Origin of the sequence: Halomonas sp. MMH1-48 (genome assembly GCF_022348105.1) — a bacterium.
Taxonomy (GTDB): Bacteria; Pseudomonadota; Gammaproteobacteria; order Pseudomonadales; family Halomonadaceae; genus Vreelandella; species Vreelandella piezotolerans.
The window spans coordinates 1-13,817 of the sequence record NZ_JAKRFL010000006.1 but is presented as its reverse complement, the minus strand read 5'-3'; the positions used below and the strand labels follow the sequence as shown (position 1 = coordinate 13,817).

At 56.6% G+C, this 13,817-nt stretch carries 12 protein-coding genes; 9 read left to right on the top strand and 3 right to left on the bottom strand.

Annotated features, from left to right (window positions below; genetic code table 11):
- Positions 1 to 86: 86 nt before the first annotated feature.
- On the bottom strand, positions 87 to 1,007 hold the full coding sequence (gene argF / locus MHM37_RS07430) for an ornithine carbamoyltransferase (protein ID WP_139525613.1): 921 nt from the start codon (positions 1,005 to 1,007) through the stop codon (positions 87 to 89).
- A 218-nt stretch (positions 1,008 to 1,225) separates the two neighbouring features.
- On the opposite strand from argF, the gene grxD reads away from it, so the two are divergent.
- The 8 genes from grxD (at position 1,226) to MHM37_RS07390 (ending at position 7,199) form a co-directional block, all read left to right on the top strand.
- Complete coding sequence (gene grxD, locus MHM37_RS07425; protein WP_139525614.1) at positions 1,226 to 1,576, top strand: Grx4 family monothiol glutaredoxin; 351 nt, start codon at positions 1,226 to 1,228, stop codon at positions 1,574 to 1,576.
- Between the two features lie 160 nt (positions 1,577 to 1,736).
- The gene (gene dnaX, locus MHM37_RS07420) at positions 1,737 to 3,644 is read left to right on the top strand and encodes a DNA polymerase III subunit gamma/tau (RefSeq protein WP_239296260.1); all 1,908 of its coding nucleotides are present in this window, start codon (positions 1,737 to 1,739) and stop codon (positions 3,642 to 3,644) included.
- Between the two features lie 48 nt (positions 3,645 to 3,692).
- Positions 3,693 to 4,019 carry a YbaB/EbfC family nucleoid-associated protein gene (locus tag MHM37_RS07415; RefSeq protein ID WP_139525616.1) on the top strand — a complete coding sequence of 109 codons (327 nt, stop codon included), beginning with the start codon at positions 3,693 to 3,695 and terminating at the stop codon, positions 4,017 to 4,019.
- A gap of 3 nt (positions 4,020 to 4,022) precedes the next feature.
- Positions 4,023 to 4,634: a recombination mediator RecR gene (gene recR / locus MHM37_RS07410; protein ID WP_139525617.1), complete on the top strand. Its 612-nt coding sequence runs from the start codon at positions 4,023 to 4,025 to the stop codon at positions 4,632 to 4,634.
- A 47-nt stretch (positions 4,635 to 4,681) separates the two neighbouring features.
- Positions 4,682 to 5,815 carry a ribonuclease D gene (gene rnd / locus MHM37_RS07405; RefSeq protein WP_239296261.1) on the top strand — a complete coding sequence of 378 codons (1,134 nt, stop codon included), beginning with the start codon at positions 4,682 to 4,684 and terminating at the stop codon, positions 5,813 to 5,815.
- Positions 5,812 to 6,105 (top strand): YcgL domain-containing protein, encoded by a 294-nt coding sequence (locus MHM37_RS07400; protein ID WP_153842435.1) that lies wholly within the window; start codon positions 5,812 to 5,814, stop codon positions 6,103 to 6,105. Before rnd ends, MHM37_RS07400 begins: the two co-directional genes overlap by 4 nt.
- Before the next feature lie 25 nt (positions 6,106 to 6,130).
- A complete protein-coding gene (locus MHM37_RS07395) occupies positions 6,131 to 6,709 on the top strand; it encodes an ACP phosphodiesterase (RefSeq protein WP_239296262.1) in 579 nt (192 codons plus the stop codon).
- 31 nt (positions 6,710 to 6,740) lie between these two features.
- Positions 6,741 to 7,199, top strand: a complete 459-nt coding sequence (locus MHM37_RS07390; protein WP_239296263.1) for a YcgN family cysteine cluster protein — start codon at positions 6,741 to 6,743, stop codon at positions 7,197 to 7,199.
- Between the two features lie 60 nt (positions 7,200 to 7,259).
- Here the strand turns inward: MHM37_RS07390 and MHM37_RS07385 are convergent, their stop codons facing one another.
- Together MHM37_RS07385 and MHM37_RS07380 are read right to left on the bottom strand one after the other, a co-directional pair.
- Positions 7,260 to 7,430 (bottom strand): hypothetical protein, encoded by a 171-nt coding sequence (locus MHM37_RS07385; RefSeq protein WP_168444442.1) that lies wholly within the window; start codon positions 7,428 to 7,430, stop codon positions 7,260 to 7,262.
- Between the two features lie 173 nt (positions 7,431 to 7,603).
- On the bottom strand, positions 7,604 to 11,578 hold the full coding sequence (locus MHM37_RS07380; protein WP_239296264.1) for an EAL domain-containing protein: 3,975 nt from the start codon (positions 11,576 to 11,578) through the stop codon (positions 7,604 to 7,606).
- 243 nt (positions 11,579 to 11,821) lie between these two features.
- On the opposite strand from MHM37_RS07380, the gene MHM37_RS07375 reads away from it, so the two are divergent.
- Positions 11,822 to 13,744: a chemotaxis protein CheB gene (locus tag MHM37_RS07375; RefSeq protein ID WP_239296265.1), complete on the top strand. Its 1,923-nt coding sequence runs from the start codon at positions 11,822 to 11,824 to the stop codon at positions 13,742 to 13,744.
- Positions 13,745 to 13,817 lie beyond the last annotated feature (73 nt).

The following is a 13,817-nucleotide window of genomic DNA, read 5'->3' as shown; positions in this document are numbered from 1 at the left end:
TTTTTGTATGCCTGCTCTCGAGCTTTGCTCCTCTGCTTTCCACCCGGATGTGGGTGGAAAGCACCAGAGCTTAGGCTTCGAAGAGCTTAGCCTTCGATTTGCCCGAGCAGCAGGAATTCGATCAGTGCCTTCTGGGCGTGCAGGCGGTTGCCTGCCTCTTGCCAAACCACGGCGCGCGGGTCGTCCAGCAGTGTATGGCTAATCTCTTCGCCGCGGTGAGCTGGTAGACAGTGCAGGAAGAGGGCGTCGGGCTTGGCGGTATCGAGCATGGCTTCGGTGACTTGAAAGTCGGCGAAATCTGCCTCGCGCTTTGCTTGCTCTGCTTCCTGGCCCATCGATGCCCACACGTCGGTGGTGATCAAGTCAGCGTCTTTGGCCGCTTCTTTGGGGTCGTGGAGTAGCGTGACGCAGTTGCCAGCCGCTTCCATGATGTCAGCGCGAGGCTCGTATCCTCTCGGACAACATACCCTCAAATGGAAGCCGAACTGGCGAGCGGCATTGATCCAGGAGTGACACATATTGTTGCCATCGCCCACCCATACGGCGGTACGGCCTTTCACGCTGCCGCGAAGCTCGGTCCAGGTCATGACGTCTGCCAGCAGTTGGCAGGGGTGATAGTCGTCGCTGAGCGCATTGATCACCGGCACGCTGCTGGCACTGGCGTAGGTTTCCAATCCTTCGTGGGAGAAGGTGCGAATCATCACGGCGTCGACCATTTCAGAGAGCACGCGAGCGGTATCTTCGATGGGCTCGCCGCGGCCCAGCTGGGTATCGCGGGGAGAGAGGAAGAGCGCGTGGCCACCAAACTGCGCCATACCCGTCTCGAAAGAGACACGAGTACGCGTGGAGGATTTTTCGAAAATCATTGCCAGCGTGCGGTTGGGCAGCGGTGTATAAACCGGACCGTTGGCTTTCAAATCCGTTTTGATCTTGATGGCACGCTGGATCAAATACGCCAGCTCGTCTGGGGATAAATCCAGTAAAGTAAGGAAATGGCGTGTCGCCATGATGACTGCTCTCCACACAAAAACACCATCCTAGCGATGCGGCAGGGGATGCGCAACGCGAGCAGCATGCGTAGAATGGCGGCCACGCGTTAAGACCGAGTCGTTTGCTCGGGTATTGGCGGCAGCCGCGCCTACCTTACTCTGCCGGTCATGGGGTTAAAGCCAGTGAGCGGATGGCGTAGACTGGCGCGGAACACAACACTCGTTAGGAGCACATCATGAGCACGACTGCCGAAAACATTCAGCGTCAAATCAGCGAAAACCCGATTCTGATCTACATGAAAGGCACACCTCAGTTGCCCCAGTGTGGTTTCTCCGCGCAGACGGTTCAGGCGCTGATGAGCTGCGGTGAGCGCTTTGCCTTCGTCAACGTTCTGGACAATCCGGATATCCGTGCAGAACTTCCCAAAATTGCCAACTGGCCGACATTTCCGCAACTGTGGGTAGAGGGCGAACTGGTTGGCGGTTGCGATATCGTGGTCGAAATGCATCAAAACGGCGAGCTGGAAAAACTCGTCAAAGAAGCCGCCCAGCGCGCTGCAGCCGCCGAAGGTGGTGAAAACGCTTGAGCGTGATGCCACAAGCCGTTTGAAGACCGCCCGGCGGTTGGCGGGCTGCGGTGCAGCCGCTAGAATGGTGCGCAAGCACTAAGCGCTTACTCTTAGCAAACGCGGTTCACGATGGGCCGCGTCGCACCGATTGTCAGCCCGCCAAAGGAAGTGTTGCTCAATGAGCTATCAGGTTCTGGCCCGCAAGTGGCGGCCACGTACATTCCACGAGCTCGTGGGCCAGGCCCATGTTCAACGCGCCCTGGTCAATGCTCTTGATCAGGGCCGTTTGCATCATGCCTACCTCTTTACCGGCACGCGAGGCGTCGGCAAAACCACCCTGGCGCGCATCTTGGCAAAGTGCCTCAACTGCACGGCGAATGGGCGCGGCGACGAAGGCATTACCTCGACCCCCTGTGGTCAGTGTGATAGCTGCCAAGCCATCGACGAGGGGCGCTTCGTCGACCTGATCGAAGTCGATGCTGCCTCGCGTACCAAAGTGGAAGACACCCGCGAGCTGCTCGATAATGTCCAGTACGCGCCTACACAAGGGCGCTATAAAGTGTATCTCATCGACGAGGTACATATGCTGTCCACCAGCAGTTTCAACGCGCTGCTGAAAACGCTGGAAGAACCCCCGCCCCACGTCAAGTTTCTGCTGGCGACGACCGACCCGCAGAAACTCCCGGCCACCGTTTTGTCACGTTGTCTGCAGTTTACGCTCAAGCACATGCCGCCTGAGCGTGTCGTCGAGCATTTGACCTACGTGCTGGGGCAAGAGGGCGTCGATTACGACGAGAGCGCGCTTTGGCTGCTGGGCAAAGCCGCCGAAGGCTCCATGCGTGACGCTATGAGTCTGACCGATCAAGCGATTGCGTTCGGCCAAGGCGCCGTTCGGCACGCCGATGTGGCGGCCATGCTGGGTACGCTGGATCATCGCCATGTGCTCGCGCTCGTCGATGCCTTGGCAGATGTGGACGTGCAGAAGCTGTTGGCGGAAGTGGCGCAGTTGGCCGAACAGGGGCCGGATTTTGCCGCCGTGTTAGACGAGCTGACGGCCACTCTTCATCGCTTGGCCGTGGCGCAGATGGTGCCCGATGCTGTGGATAACAGTCACGGTGATCGTGCGCAGATCCAGCAGTTGGCCAGCCGTTTTACCGCCGAAGACATTCAGCTCTACTACCAGATTGGTATTCAGGGACGTGGCGACATGGTGCATGCCCCGGATTTGCGCAGCGCCTTGGAAATGACCTTGTTGCGTATGCTGGCCTTCCGCCCCCAGGGCGTGCCGAAACCGCCGGTAACGCCGTTACCGCTACGCCGCGAGCCCGCCTCCGATACGAGCGCACCCGCCGAGGCATCAACCGAGACCGCTACTTCTGTCGACGGATCTAGCGCAAAAAAGTCTGAGCCTGCATCCGAAGTCGCCGGGGACTCGTCCTTGGCGCCTGCTGAGGTGCAGGCCTCAGCGGCTCATGAGGATGATGTGGCCTCGGCCTCGTCTTTGCCGCCTGGCGCCGAACGAGACGAGTCGGAGCCCCCGCCCTGGTCGCTTGAAGAAGTGGAACATACGGCTACGCTCGCGCCAGAGCCAGAGCCAGAGCCAGAGCCAGAGCCAGAGCCACATGACGCCTCTTTGGTTGCTGCTACGTCTGAAGTCACACCCGAACCCGTGACCGAGCTTGGTCGTTGGGACCATAAGACGTGGTTAGCCCATTTTGACGCGTTGGGCTTGGGAGGCTTGACGCGCAATTTGGCGGCACATTGCCAGTTGGAGAGCGATGATGGGCAGACCGTGATACTGCGGCTCGACCCCAGTCAGTCGGCCATGCAAGCCGATGTGCACAATGGACGAATCGAGCGTGCGCTCAAGGCGTTGGGGTTGACAAGAAAGCTTCAGTTCAGCGTCGCCGAGCTAGACACGGCGCTGGAAACGCCTCGCCAGCAAGAAGAACGCCTGCTGCAGGAGCACCACGCACAGGCAGTTGATCTATTGCATCACGACCCCAATATCCAGAAGCTACAGCAGGCGTTTGGGGCTACGCTCATTGAGTCGTCCGTCAAACCGACGCCAGCGGCACGCTCTTAATGGCCACCGGCTATCTTTATCCGTTTCAATGATTGAGGAGAACACCGCATGTTCAAAGGCGGAATGGGCAACATCATGAAGCAAGCCCAAGAAATGCAGGAAAAAATGCAGCGTGTACAAGAAGAAGTCGCTCAGGCGGAGGTACATGGTGAGGCAGGCGCTGGGATGGTCAAAATCACCATGAACGGCCGTCACGATGTCATTGATGTGACGATTGATCCTAGCGTGCTGGAAGAAGACAAGGAGCTTCTGGAAGATTTACTGGCCGCCGCAGTGAACGATGCCGTTCGCAAAGTAGAAGCCAACTCTAAAGCGAAGATGGAAGAAGCAACGGCCGGCCTGAATTTACCGCCTGGCTTTAAGATGCCCTTCTAAACCATGCGTTTTTCTCCGCTTGTCGAGCAATTGATGGACGCCTTTCGCGTGCTGCCCGGCGTTGGGCCGAAAACGGCTCAACGTATGGCCATGCATCTCTTGGAGCGTGAGCGCCCGGGGGGGAAGCGTTTGGCCGCCGTGATCCAGCAAGCGATCGATGAGGTCGGTTATTGCCAGCGCTGTCGAACACTGACTGAAGCCGAGATATGTGCGCTGTGTGAGAGTCCGCGCAGAGACGATGCGCTACTTTGTGTCGTCGAGTCCCCTGCTGATCAGCTAGCGATCGAAGAGGCCGGTGGCTTTCAAGGGCGCTATTTCGTGCTACATGGCCATCTCTCGCCGCTCGACGGTATTGGGCCAGACGCTATTGGGCTCGATGTGCTCGAGAGTATCGTGGCCGAGGGCAGCGTTCGTGAAGTGGTGTTGGCGACCAATCCCACGGTAGAAGGTGAAGCGACCGCCCACTTCATTGCGTCTCAGTTAGCACATTATGGCGTCGCTTTCTCGCGTCTTGCTTACGGGGTGCCCATGGGCGGTGAGCTGGAGTATGTCGATGGTGGCACACTGAGTCGCGCCTTTAACGGTCGCCAGCCTTTCGCTAGCGACGAATACTGACAAGAAACGCAAGCGCTGATGCGGTTGTGCCAACCCGGAAAACTGCTTTGTCCTCTTCAAGCTCTTTTTTATATCAATGGATTGATAATGCCGAGGCATTGGATGCCGCCTGTGAAGCGGTGGCCGGTGCTAGTGTCATTGCCCTCGATACCGAGTTTTTCCGCGAAAACACCTTCTTCCCCGTCCCAGCGTTGATTCAGTTTGCCAGTGATGACGTCGCTTATTTGGTCGATCCGCTCTGTACGCCCTGCACGGCCTCGTTCAAAGCGCTGCTGCAAAACGATGCGGTGAAACTGCTGCATGCTTGCAGCGAAGATCTGGAGGTTTTCCAGCATTGGGCGGGCGTTCTCCCTACACCGCTGGTGGATACCCAAGTCGCGCAGGCCTTTTTGGGGGAAAACCCCGGCATGGGCTATCAAAAGCTGGTCGAGCATTGGGTAGGTGAGACGCTGCCAAAAGAAGAAACGCGCTCCAACTGGTTGGAGCGGCCGTTGACGCCGTCTCAGTGTGAATATGCGGCGCTGGACGTCATCTATCTACTCCAGGTATGGCAACTTCAATCTGAGAAACTGGACGGTCTAGGACGACGGGAGTGGCTAGACAGCGAGTGCACCCATTTGATTGAGCAGGCAGGGCGCAGCGAGGAGAACGATGGTCAGTGGTATACTCGCCAGCGTCAGTTGTGGCGGCTTTCACCACGCCAACTCGAGGCGTATCGGCTGATGACCATCTGGCGTGAGGGTGAAACGCGTCGCCGCGATCTGCCGCGTAACTGGCTGGTGAGCGATAAGCTGCTGTTTGCCATCGCCGAGAAGATGCCTAAAAACCGCTATGAGCTCGCCGAGATAGACGGCGTCAAACCGTCGCTGGTCAAAAAAGAGGGCGATGCCCTGTTGGCGCTCGTCAAACAGGCGCTTCACTGTCCCGATAACGCGTTGCCAACACCCTGGCCTGACCCGATGCAACCTGCTTTCAAACGCCGATTCAAAATCATCAAAGGCGTGGTGACGGAAACGGCGTCTGAGCTGAACATCGCGCCTGAAATGTTACTGCGCCGACGGGATATCGAGGCGCTGGTCATGCAGCGGCTCGCGCACCAGCCGCTGACGGAGCTTAGCGGCTGGCGGGCCCGCTGCCTTACCCAGGCGATTCACCAAGCGCTCGAGGAGTCATCTTTATGAGTGAAAAGTTACTTTGCGAGATCTTTAAAAGTTCGCGCAAAGACGAAATGTATCTTTATGTGGACAAGCGTCAAGGTCTGGAGAGTGTGCCTGACGCGCTGATGGCTACGTTTGGTAAGCCATTGCCCGTGCTGACCATGATCCTGACGGCGGACAAGACGCTTGCCCGAGTCAAAGCAGCCGACGTAATGACGGCCATCGATGAACAGGGGTTTTATTTGCAAATGCCGCCTGCCAAAGAGCCTTACTTACTCGACATTCATCGAGCACAGTCAGCTGACCGCTCGTGAACGAACGAAGGCAGCGTAGGGCATTATGAACTTTCTGGCCCACGCCTGGCTGGCACAGCCAGGCGACGATGGCTTTTTGTACGGCAATTTGATTGCCGATGGCGTAAAAGGCAGCGATCTCTCTGGGTGGTCGCCGAGTGTTGCAGGCGGTATTCGCCATCATCGCCGGGTGGATGCCTGGGTAGATCAGCACCCGAGTGTTTTGTTGGCCAAACGGCGTGCCCCGAAGACGCAGCGACGCTACGCGGGCATTGCGCTGGATATCGTCTGGGATCACTTCATTGCCCGCCAGCATGCAGGCACAGAGCAGCACGCCTTGGTCGAGCGCTGCTATCGTCTACTGAGTGCTTGGCCTGCACCCCAGCGGCTGTCGACGATGATGCCGGTCCTGGTCGAGCAAGACTGGCTCCGCCGCTATGCGGATTTCGACTTTACCTGCCGTGCGGTATCGGGCATTGGGCAGCGGCTGTCAGGCACTAACCGCTTGGCCGAGCTCGTTCCCTGGCTGCGTGAAGATTACGCTGCACTGGAACGCGATTTCAGTCGACTGTGGAGCGAGTGCCGCGCAGAGCTAACCAGCGATGGCGCTGAGAGTAGTCACTAATAGACGTAACGGTTTGCTGAGGTGATAAGAGATGAATACCGCGCTTCGCGAGCGCTTTTGGGAGCGCTACCCGCTGGAAGAGCTCAATCAGCCCGAGTGGGAAGCGCTGTGTGATGGTTGCGGCCAGTGCTGTTTGCTCAAGCTGCACGATGACGAGACGAAAGAGCTCGCCATTCTGAACGTAGCTTGTAGGCTGCTGGATACCCATAGCTGTCAGTGCAGTGATTATGAGAACCGCTTTGACAGCGTGCCGGATTGTACGCAGCTAACGCCTGCGCTGGTCAAAGAGTTTACTTGGTTGCCGCAAACCTGTGGTTATCGGCGCGTAGCGGAAGGGCGAAAGCTGGCGGGTTGGCACCCATTGTTGAGTAACGATGCCGAGCGGGTGCACCGCAAAGGCGTGAGTGTGCGTGGGTTTGCCGTGTCGCAGGATGACGTGCCAGAGAAATATCTCGAAGAGCACATTATTGCCGTGATCCCGATGACATGATGTGATGCTCGTTGTGGTGTTTGCCTTCCTTGGCAATTCGGCCGCTAGCTGCCCTCTGGGTTAGCTGGCGGTTTTGCTTTTCGTGCTGTCCCAAATCGTTAGGAACGCTTCTTTCAGCGCCGAAGATTGAGGCCTGTTGGCACGCTGCTGAACGCTTTGCTTGGCTTTTTCTTGCGCCGCTGATGTGACCGGTGCGTCCCAGATGGTCAGAAACTTATCTTGATAATTCATGGTGTGCCTCGTCATGTTGGTTAGACGTTGGTATATGAAACTTATGGCTAGTATGACGTAAAAAAAGCGCCCTGTGAAGTTTTATGGAAAATGTTTTCATAAATAAACTCGACGCCAACACGTACTCATAAAAAAGCAGCGCCTCGGCGCTGCTGGTTTGCTGGTGTCAAGACTCACCCTTGGGGAGTCCTATGCTTGGCTAGCCAACCAATGAGGGTATTGAATGGCATGGGTTTGGCGAACAAATACCCCTGTAGCACGTCGCACTCCAGCGACAGTAAATGTCGCTCCTGTTGGCGGGTTTCGACACCCTCGGCAACCACGGTGAGCTCTAAATGATGAGCGAGTGCAATGATTCCCTGCACGACGGCTGCATCTTTGCCGTTGTCACCAATATTGATAATGAAGCTGCGATCGATCTTGATTTTATCGATGGGTAAGTGGCGTAGGTAGCTAAGACTCGAAAACCCCGTGCCAAAGTCATCGATCGCAATACTGATCCCCATGTTTCGTAGCGCGTGCAGCGTATCGATGGCGGCGTCGGTGTCGTTCATTAAAATACCTTCGGTCAGTTCCAGCTCCAGTGCGGTGGGCGGGAGACCTGCGGCGTCGAGGGTGTTGCGTAGCGAGCTCAAAAAGCTAGGGCGATGAAATTGCATGGGAGATAGGTTGATCGCCATGCGGCAGTCGCTTGGTAGATCTGGTGGCAGTTTCATGAAGTCTTGGGCGGCACGCTCCATGACCCACTGACTCAAGCCGATGATTTGTCCCGTCTCCTCGGCGATGGGAATGAATAGCGCAGGTGAAATGGGGCCTTTGACAGGATGATTCCAACGAAGAAGCGCCTCGAAACCGCGTACATCGCCCTCTCGACCCAGCAGTGGTTGATAATGCAGTTCGAATTGCTCTTGGCTGATAGCTTCTTGAAGGTCGTTTCTCAACGTGACGCGCTGTGTCAACTTCTGATTGATATCGTGTGTAAAGATTTGCTGGGTATTTCGCCCTTGCTGTTTGGCTTTGTACATCGCCATGTCTGCCTGTTGAAGCAGAGCCGCCGGATTATCGAGGCCCTCATCGCCGAGCGCGATACCGATACTCGCCGAGAGATAGAGTTCGTGCCGGTCGATGCGATAGGGCTGGGCGAGTTCTAAGAGCAAGCGTTCGGCCACCTCTTGTGCTTGATGGGGAGCGTCCAAATCAGGCAGCAGAAGCACGAATTCGTCGCCGCCAAAGCGACAAAGCGTATCCGAAGGGCGAATCACGTCCTCCAAACGACGTGCCACGTGGATCAATACTTGATCGCCGATGGCATGGCCCAAGGTGTCATTGATCGGCTTGAATTCGTCCAAATCGATGAACAGCACGGCGAGCTGCTGATGGTGTCGCTTGGCTAAGTCGACGTCATGGCGTAAACGATCTTCGAACAGCGCCCGGTTGCCAAGTCCAGTAAGCGCATCGTGCGTGGCATGAAATGCCAGCTCGTTTTCGTGATCTTTTCGTTCTGAAATATCGTTGATAATGCCCACAAAGTGGGTCGCTTTGCCATCTTGCGCACGCACGGGGGATATGAACACGTTGTTCCAGAATGCGCGTCCATCTTTACGATAGTGACGAATCGTCAAGCTGATGTCTTGCTGACGGGTGAGCGCGTCTTGGATCTCTTGTACCTGTTTGGGGTCAGTATCTGGTCCCTTTAAAAAGTCATAATTTTGTTGCTGGGCATCGTCGAGTTCATAGCCGGTGATCGCAACGAAGGCGGGGTTAACGTAAATGATCGGGAAGTCGTCGCCGCGAGCCTCACAAATCAACACGCCATTACTGCTCGCCTCCAGGCTGCGCTGAAAGATACGCATTTGCGCCTCGTTGAAACGCAGGGCGGTCATCTCTTTTACCACGCCGTACACGCCTACCACCGTTTCCATGACCACTGTCGGTAGAAACGAGATATCGACGAAGTGCAGTTGCCCCGTTTGGCTAGGAAGCTCGATTTCTATACGCTGTGCCACGCCGGTGAGCGCCTGGCCAAAGACTTCGTCGATCGATTCGCGCTGCTCGGTGGGCACGAAACTGTCAAGGTGTTGACCGATGATATCGGCTTCGCTCATGCCCATCAGCGTCAGGAGTGATTGGTTCACGCTGAGGAAGTGGCCGTCGATATCGAGCGAAAACACGCCGTCTGGATTTTGAGTAAACAGTGAGCGAAAGCGCTGTTCGCTGTCTTGTAGGGTTTGCTGGTGGTGATAACGCTCGATAGCCAAACGCATTAATCGCAGAGCGCTAGGTAGCAGCGTTGGTTCGGTATCGGCGGTGTGGTTGGCTGCCGATGCGGGCATCTGCTGCGACAGCAGTACCACCACGCCCAAAGGCAGTGCCTCTGAGCCGCTTATGATATGTACGTCGGCGCAAACATACCCATTCTCGGCCGCCATTTGGGTAAACGTCAGCGACATGTTGGTATCTGGGGTAAGACGCGTCGTCGATTGCCCTTGCTGATGTAGTTCTCTGGCCAGCGTGACGAGGCTCTCGCTGAAGGATAGCGAGTCTTGGAGGGCAAACGGTAGACTGCTGGAGAGTACTTCCACTCGGTAGGTCGCTGTGTTGTCTAGCCGCCATATGGCCGCGTGGCAGTGTGGGCTTTGTTGTTCCAAGAGACGGCAAATTTGCAGAAGGGTGGCGCTGCAGGGCTCGTCGCGAGCAATCATGGCTTGAATGCGGTGCTGATCCTCCAGTGCCTCTTTGGCTTTGGCAAGCTCCCGTGTCCGCTGAGCTCTTGCCGCGATCAAGGCGAAGCTAAGCACCAGTTGATAGGTGAGTAGCAAACCCGCTATGCCGATACTGGCAGCAAGGAATTGAGCGACATCGAACGTAGGTGAAGGGCGCGGCCAAAGGCTCAAGTTTAGCGCCGCATCACCTGGCAGCCCAAGGCGCTGTTCGCTAAGGGGGGCGTCCTGTGGTCGTGCTTCTTGCTCATCTGTCGCGGTGTCGGCTGAGAGGATGGAACCGCCTGCATGGCTGATCGAAAGCGAGAAAGCTTGATCCGCAATTTGGGTCTCTTGAGTAATGAGATAGGCTATATCGATGACGGCCACGAGCTGAGCCCGCTCCTCGACCGAGGGGGCCACTGCCAAAAGAGCCATATCAGGGCGCTGTGGATCAGGAAAGAGCCACTGAACGGTTCGTGGCTGATTCAGCCAGCGTAATACCGGCTGACTGACGAGCTGGTCATCCAGCCATAAAAGTTCGTTTTCCTGCTGAGCATGTCGCCAGACGTCTCGCGCTGAGGGGAGGAAGTAGGCCAGGGCGCGGATGCTGGGATAATCACGCCAGTAGCGAGCCACTTCCTGTTGGCGAAAGGTCTCCTCTTCGGGCAGGTTTTGCCAGCGTTCAGCGAGACGTTCAAGGATGACGGCACGTGAGTTCAGTGTACGTTCGACACTGGTGGTGACACTGGCGAGCGTGTTCTCTGCTTCTGTGCGGATGGTGGCATGCTGACTCCAACTCAATAAAAACCAAGCGCTCATGCTCAGCGCTACACCCACGATGCCTGCAGCAACAGCGGCTTTGCTCAACGAGGCCGCCAAGTGTGGGACGTGCCGACTCACCATGATCATGGCCAAGCCAAACGAGAAACACAAAAAAGCGGGTAACGGAGCACTGGCGCGAGGCAGCCAGTTAGGCAGTGCGACACCTAAATTGTGGAGGAGCGTTATTGCACCGATGCCCCACAGCACCATCCCCCCGCTCTGCCATATGCGACGTTGCCAGGCACCTTTGGGTCCGACCCATAAACAGAACGCCGCGAGCAGAGAAATAGGCGCGGCTTGGCTGGGTAGCCTGGGCTGCCCGGTGAGCCAAGAGACGCCCGAGCTGCCAGCAAAGGTGTTATGGATAGCCGTATAAAGCGCCAACAACAACAGGGTAATGCCCGCGATACGTCGCCAGCGAGGGGCGTTTGCCATGACGGCGCTCAAGCCCAATCCCGAGAGTAGGATGACGAGCGAACTATCGGGAAGTATCGCCAGTGCTTGCGGCTGGGGCAGGCGAGGCACAGTACCAAATATCAAGCTGGCACCACCGATAATGACCGTGGTGGTTAACAGCATGAGTAGGCCCGTCTGTAACGCTAACTCACGGTTATTGACATCCATTAGGCAGCGGCCACCTAAAACAGGGTGGGAATCGATATCGATATAGCGATTGCACAGTACAGGCCAATACTCTCAGCGATCCCCTAGGCTGGCAAGGCGCCATCCGTCGAAAGTCGGCTCTACAAGGTGCGCCTATCAACGCTAAATAGCGACTGCGTTTATAGTTTATCGGTTGGGGACATATAGCTTTACCATAGAGCTGTGTAGACTGGGGAAAGACCTCTCGATTTGCAAGGACACCTCATGACCGCTGCAACTTCTGCGCCTGTACCGCCCATTGTGGTAGGGGTCGGAGCCTCGGCTGGCGGGCTCGAAGCCATTTCCAACCTGATCCGACCGCTCGACCCTGCGTTGCCTATGGCGTTTGTTGTGCTGCAGCATGTGTCTCCTAATCACAAGAGTATGCTGGTGGAAATCCTCAGCCGAGAAACACGGCTGCAGGTGGTGAGGCTCGAACATCTACAGCGCCCTGAGCCAGGGGTCATCTATGTCGTGCCCGCCAACACCAACGCGACGATCAAAGAAGGTGCGTTTCACACGACGCCCGCGTTGCCCCATATCGTGCCTAAGCCCTCAATCAACGATTTTTTCTCATCATTAGCCAGTGATGCACATGAATCTGCCGTCGGCATCGTGCTATCTGGGACGGGATCGGACGGCACTGCCGGGTTGCGGGCGATCTTAGCCGCCGGTGGCATCACCATGGTGCAAACGCCAAGTAGCGCCAAGTACGATGGGATGCCCCAATCGGCGATTGATGCCGGGGTCATCGACTATATTCTCGACGTCGACGAGATGGCTGCTCGGCTGTCTGAGTTGGCGCGCCTAGAGTGCGCGAGCCTCGAAGGAAACCAAATAGCGGTGCCTCCGCGGGTGCTTTCGTTGTTAAAAGAGCGTCGCCATCTGGATTTTTCCGGCTACAAACTGGGCACGTTGAGTCGCCGGATCCGCCGTCGTATGGTGGCCACTCACGTCGCGGACATTCAGCAGTACGTTGCATTGTTGGAGCGCGACCCCTCTGAGCTTGAACAGCTTGGACGCGATATATTGATCTCCGTAACGGCTTTTTTTCGAGATACCACGGCGTTTGACGCGCTCAAACGAGTGATTCATTCCATGGTAGAAGAGGCCGATGCGGGCCCGCTGCGTATCTGGGTAGCGGGCTGTGCGACCGGCGAGGAGGCATACTCCCTTGCGCTGTTGATCGCTGAAGCGAAGCGCATGCTCGATAGCAGCGTGGTGGTGCAGATTTTTGCCACGGACATTGACGAATATGCACTAGAGATAGCCCGGCGTGGTCGTTACCTAAGCGCTGCATTAGAGGCGCTATCGCCCGACCTATTGGCCCGCTATTTCACACGCCTCGAACACTTTTATGAAGTGAACAAAACCTTGCGGGATATGATTGTGTTTGCAAAGCACAATTTGGTCGACGACCCACCCTTTTTGCGCTTGAGTCTGATTACCTGCCGGAACGTCTTGATCTACTTCGATAGTGAGCTTCAGTCTAAAGTCCTGCAGCGCTTCCATTTTGGTCTCAGGGTAAAAGGCACTCTGTTTTTAGGGCGTTCCGAGAGCATTGGACACTGTGAGCCACTGTTTACTCCAGTCGACCGTCGCGAACGACTATTTGCCAAACAGGGCGAAAGTCACGAGATCATGAATAACGCGCCGACGTCCAGAAGCATCATGTCTCCCGTGAAGCGCCAAGATCGAGACCTGCAGCAGCTATTGGATGCCCTAGTTGCGCACATGGGGATCACCGTGGCCTTATGCGATGCTCAGGGTAACGTTCAGCATACCGCCGGGGAGGTAAAACGTTTCTTACGCTTTCCTGCCGGACGCACGCAGGTGGGCATTCAGGATGTCATGATCGACCCTTTTTGCGGTGAACTGATGTCCTTGTTACACCAGTTCAACAAACAGCGAACGCCACAGCTAGGGCGACGTCGGCGGCTTGACGATGAGTGGTGGCAGCTCAGCGTTCGTGGGCTTACCGACCAAGGAGACGAGCGGCGTATCTTGATCGTTTTGGCACCGCTGGCGGATATCGAAAAGCCAACTCGAATGCCGCTCGACCAGCTCATGGAGCCACCTTTACTCGATGGCGCCGCGATGCCTGTCAAGCTTGTTGGAACCTGGAATCAGGCGGCTTCTAATCGCTGATCGCGTTGAACCAGCGGGTCTTCCCGGTCCGGGTTCAGCCAGACCGTCCGGCGCGGTGTCCAGTTCCGAGTGG

What these genes read in the sequence shown, in the direction of transcription:
- grxD (WP_139525614.1), top strand. Translation starts at nt 1,226, where the DNA reads ATGAGCACGACTGCCGAAAACATTCAGCGTCAAATCAGCGAAAACCCG.
- MHM37_RS07375 (WP_239296265.1), top strand. Translation starts at nt 11,822, where the DNA reads ATGACCGCTGCAACTTCTGCGCCTGTACCGCCCATTGTGGTAGGGGTC.
- MHM37_RS07385 (WP_168444442.1), bottom strand. Translation starts at nt 7,430, where the DNA reads ATGAATTATCAAGATAAGTTTCTGACCATCTGGGACGCACCGGTCACA.
- MHM37_RS07390 (WP_239296263.1), top strand. Translation starts at nt 6,741, where the DNA reads ATGAATACCGCGCTTCGCGAGCGCTTTTGGGAGCGCTACCCGCTGGAA.
- dnaX (WP_239296260.1), top strand. Translation starts at nt 1,737, where the DNA reads ATGAGCTATCAGGTTCTGGCCCGCAAGTGGCGGCCACGTACATTCCAC.
- recR (WP_139525617.1), top strand. Translation starts at nt 4,023, where the DNA reads ATGCGTTTTTCTCCGCTTGTCGAGCAATTGATGGACGCCTTTCGCGTG.
- MHM37_RS07415 (WP_139525616.1), top strand. Translation starts at nt 3,693, where the DNA reads ATGTTCAAAGGCGGAATGGGCAACATCATGAAGCAAGCCCAAGAAATG.
- MHM37_RS07395 (WP_239296262.1), top strand. Translation starts at nt 6,131, where the DNA reads ATGAACTTTCTGGCCCACGCCTGGCTGGCACAGCCAGGCGACGATGGC.
- MHM37_RS07400 (WP_153842435.1), top strand. Translation starts at nt 5,812, where the DNA reads ATGAGTGAAAAGTTACTTTGCGAGATCTTTAAAAGTTCGCGCAAAGAC.
- argF (WP_139525613.1), bottom strand. Translation starts at nt 1,007, where the DNA reads ATGGCGACACGCCATTTCCTTACTTTACTGGATTTATCCCCAGACGAG.
- MHM37_RS07380 (WP_239296264.1), bottom strand. Translation starts at nt 11,578, where the DNA reads ATGGATGTCAATAACCGTGAGTTAGCGTTACAGACGGGCCTACTCATG.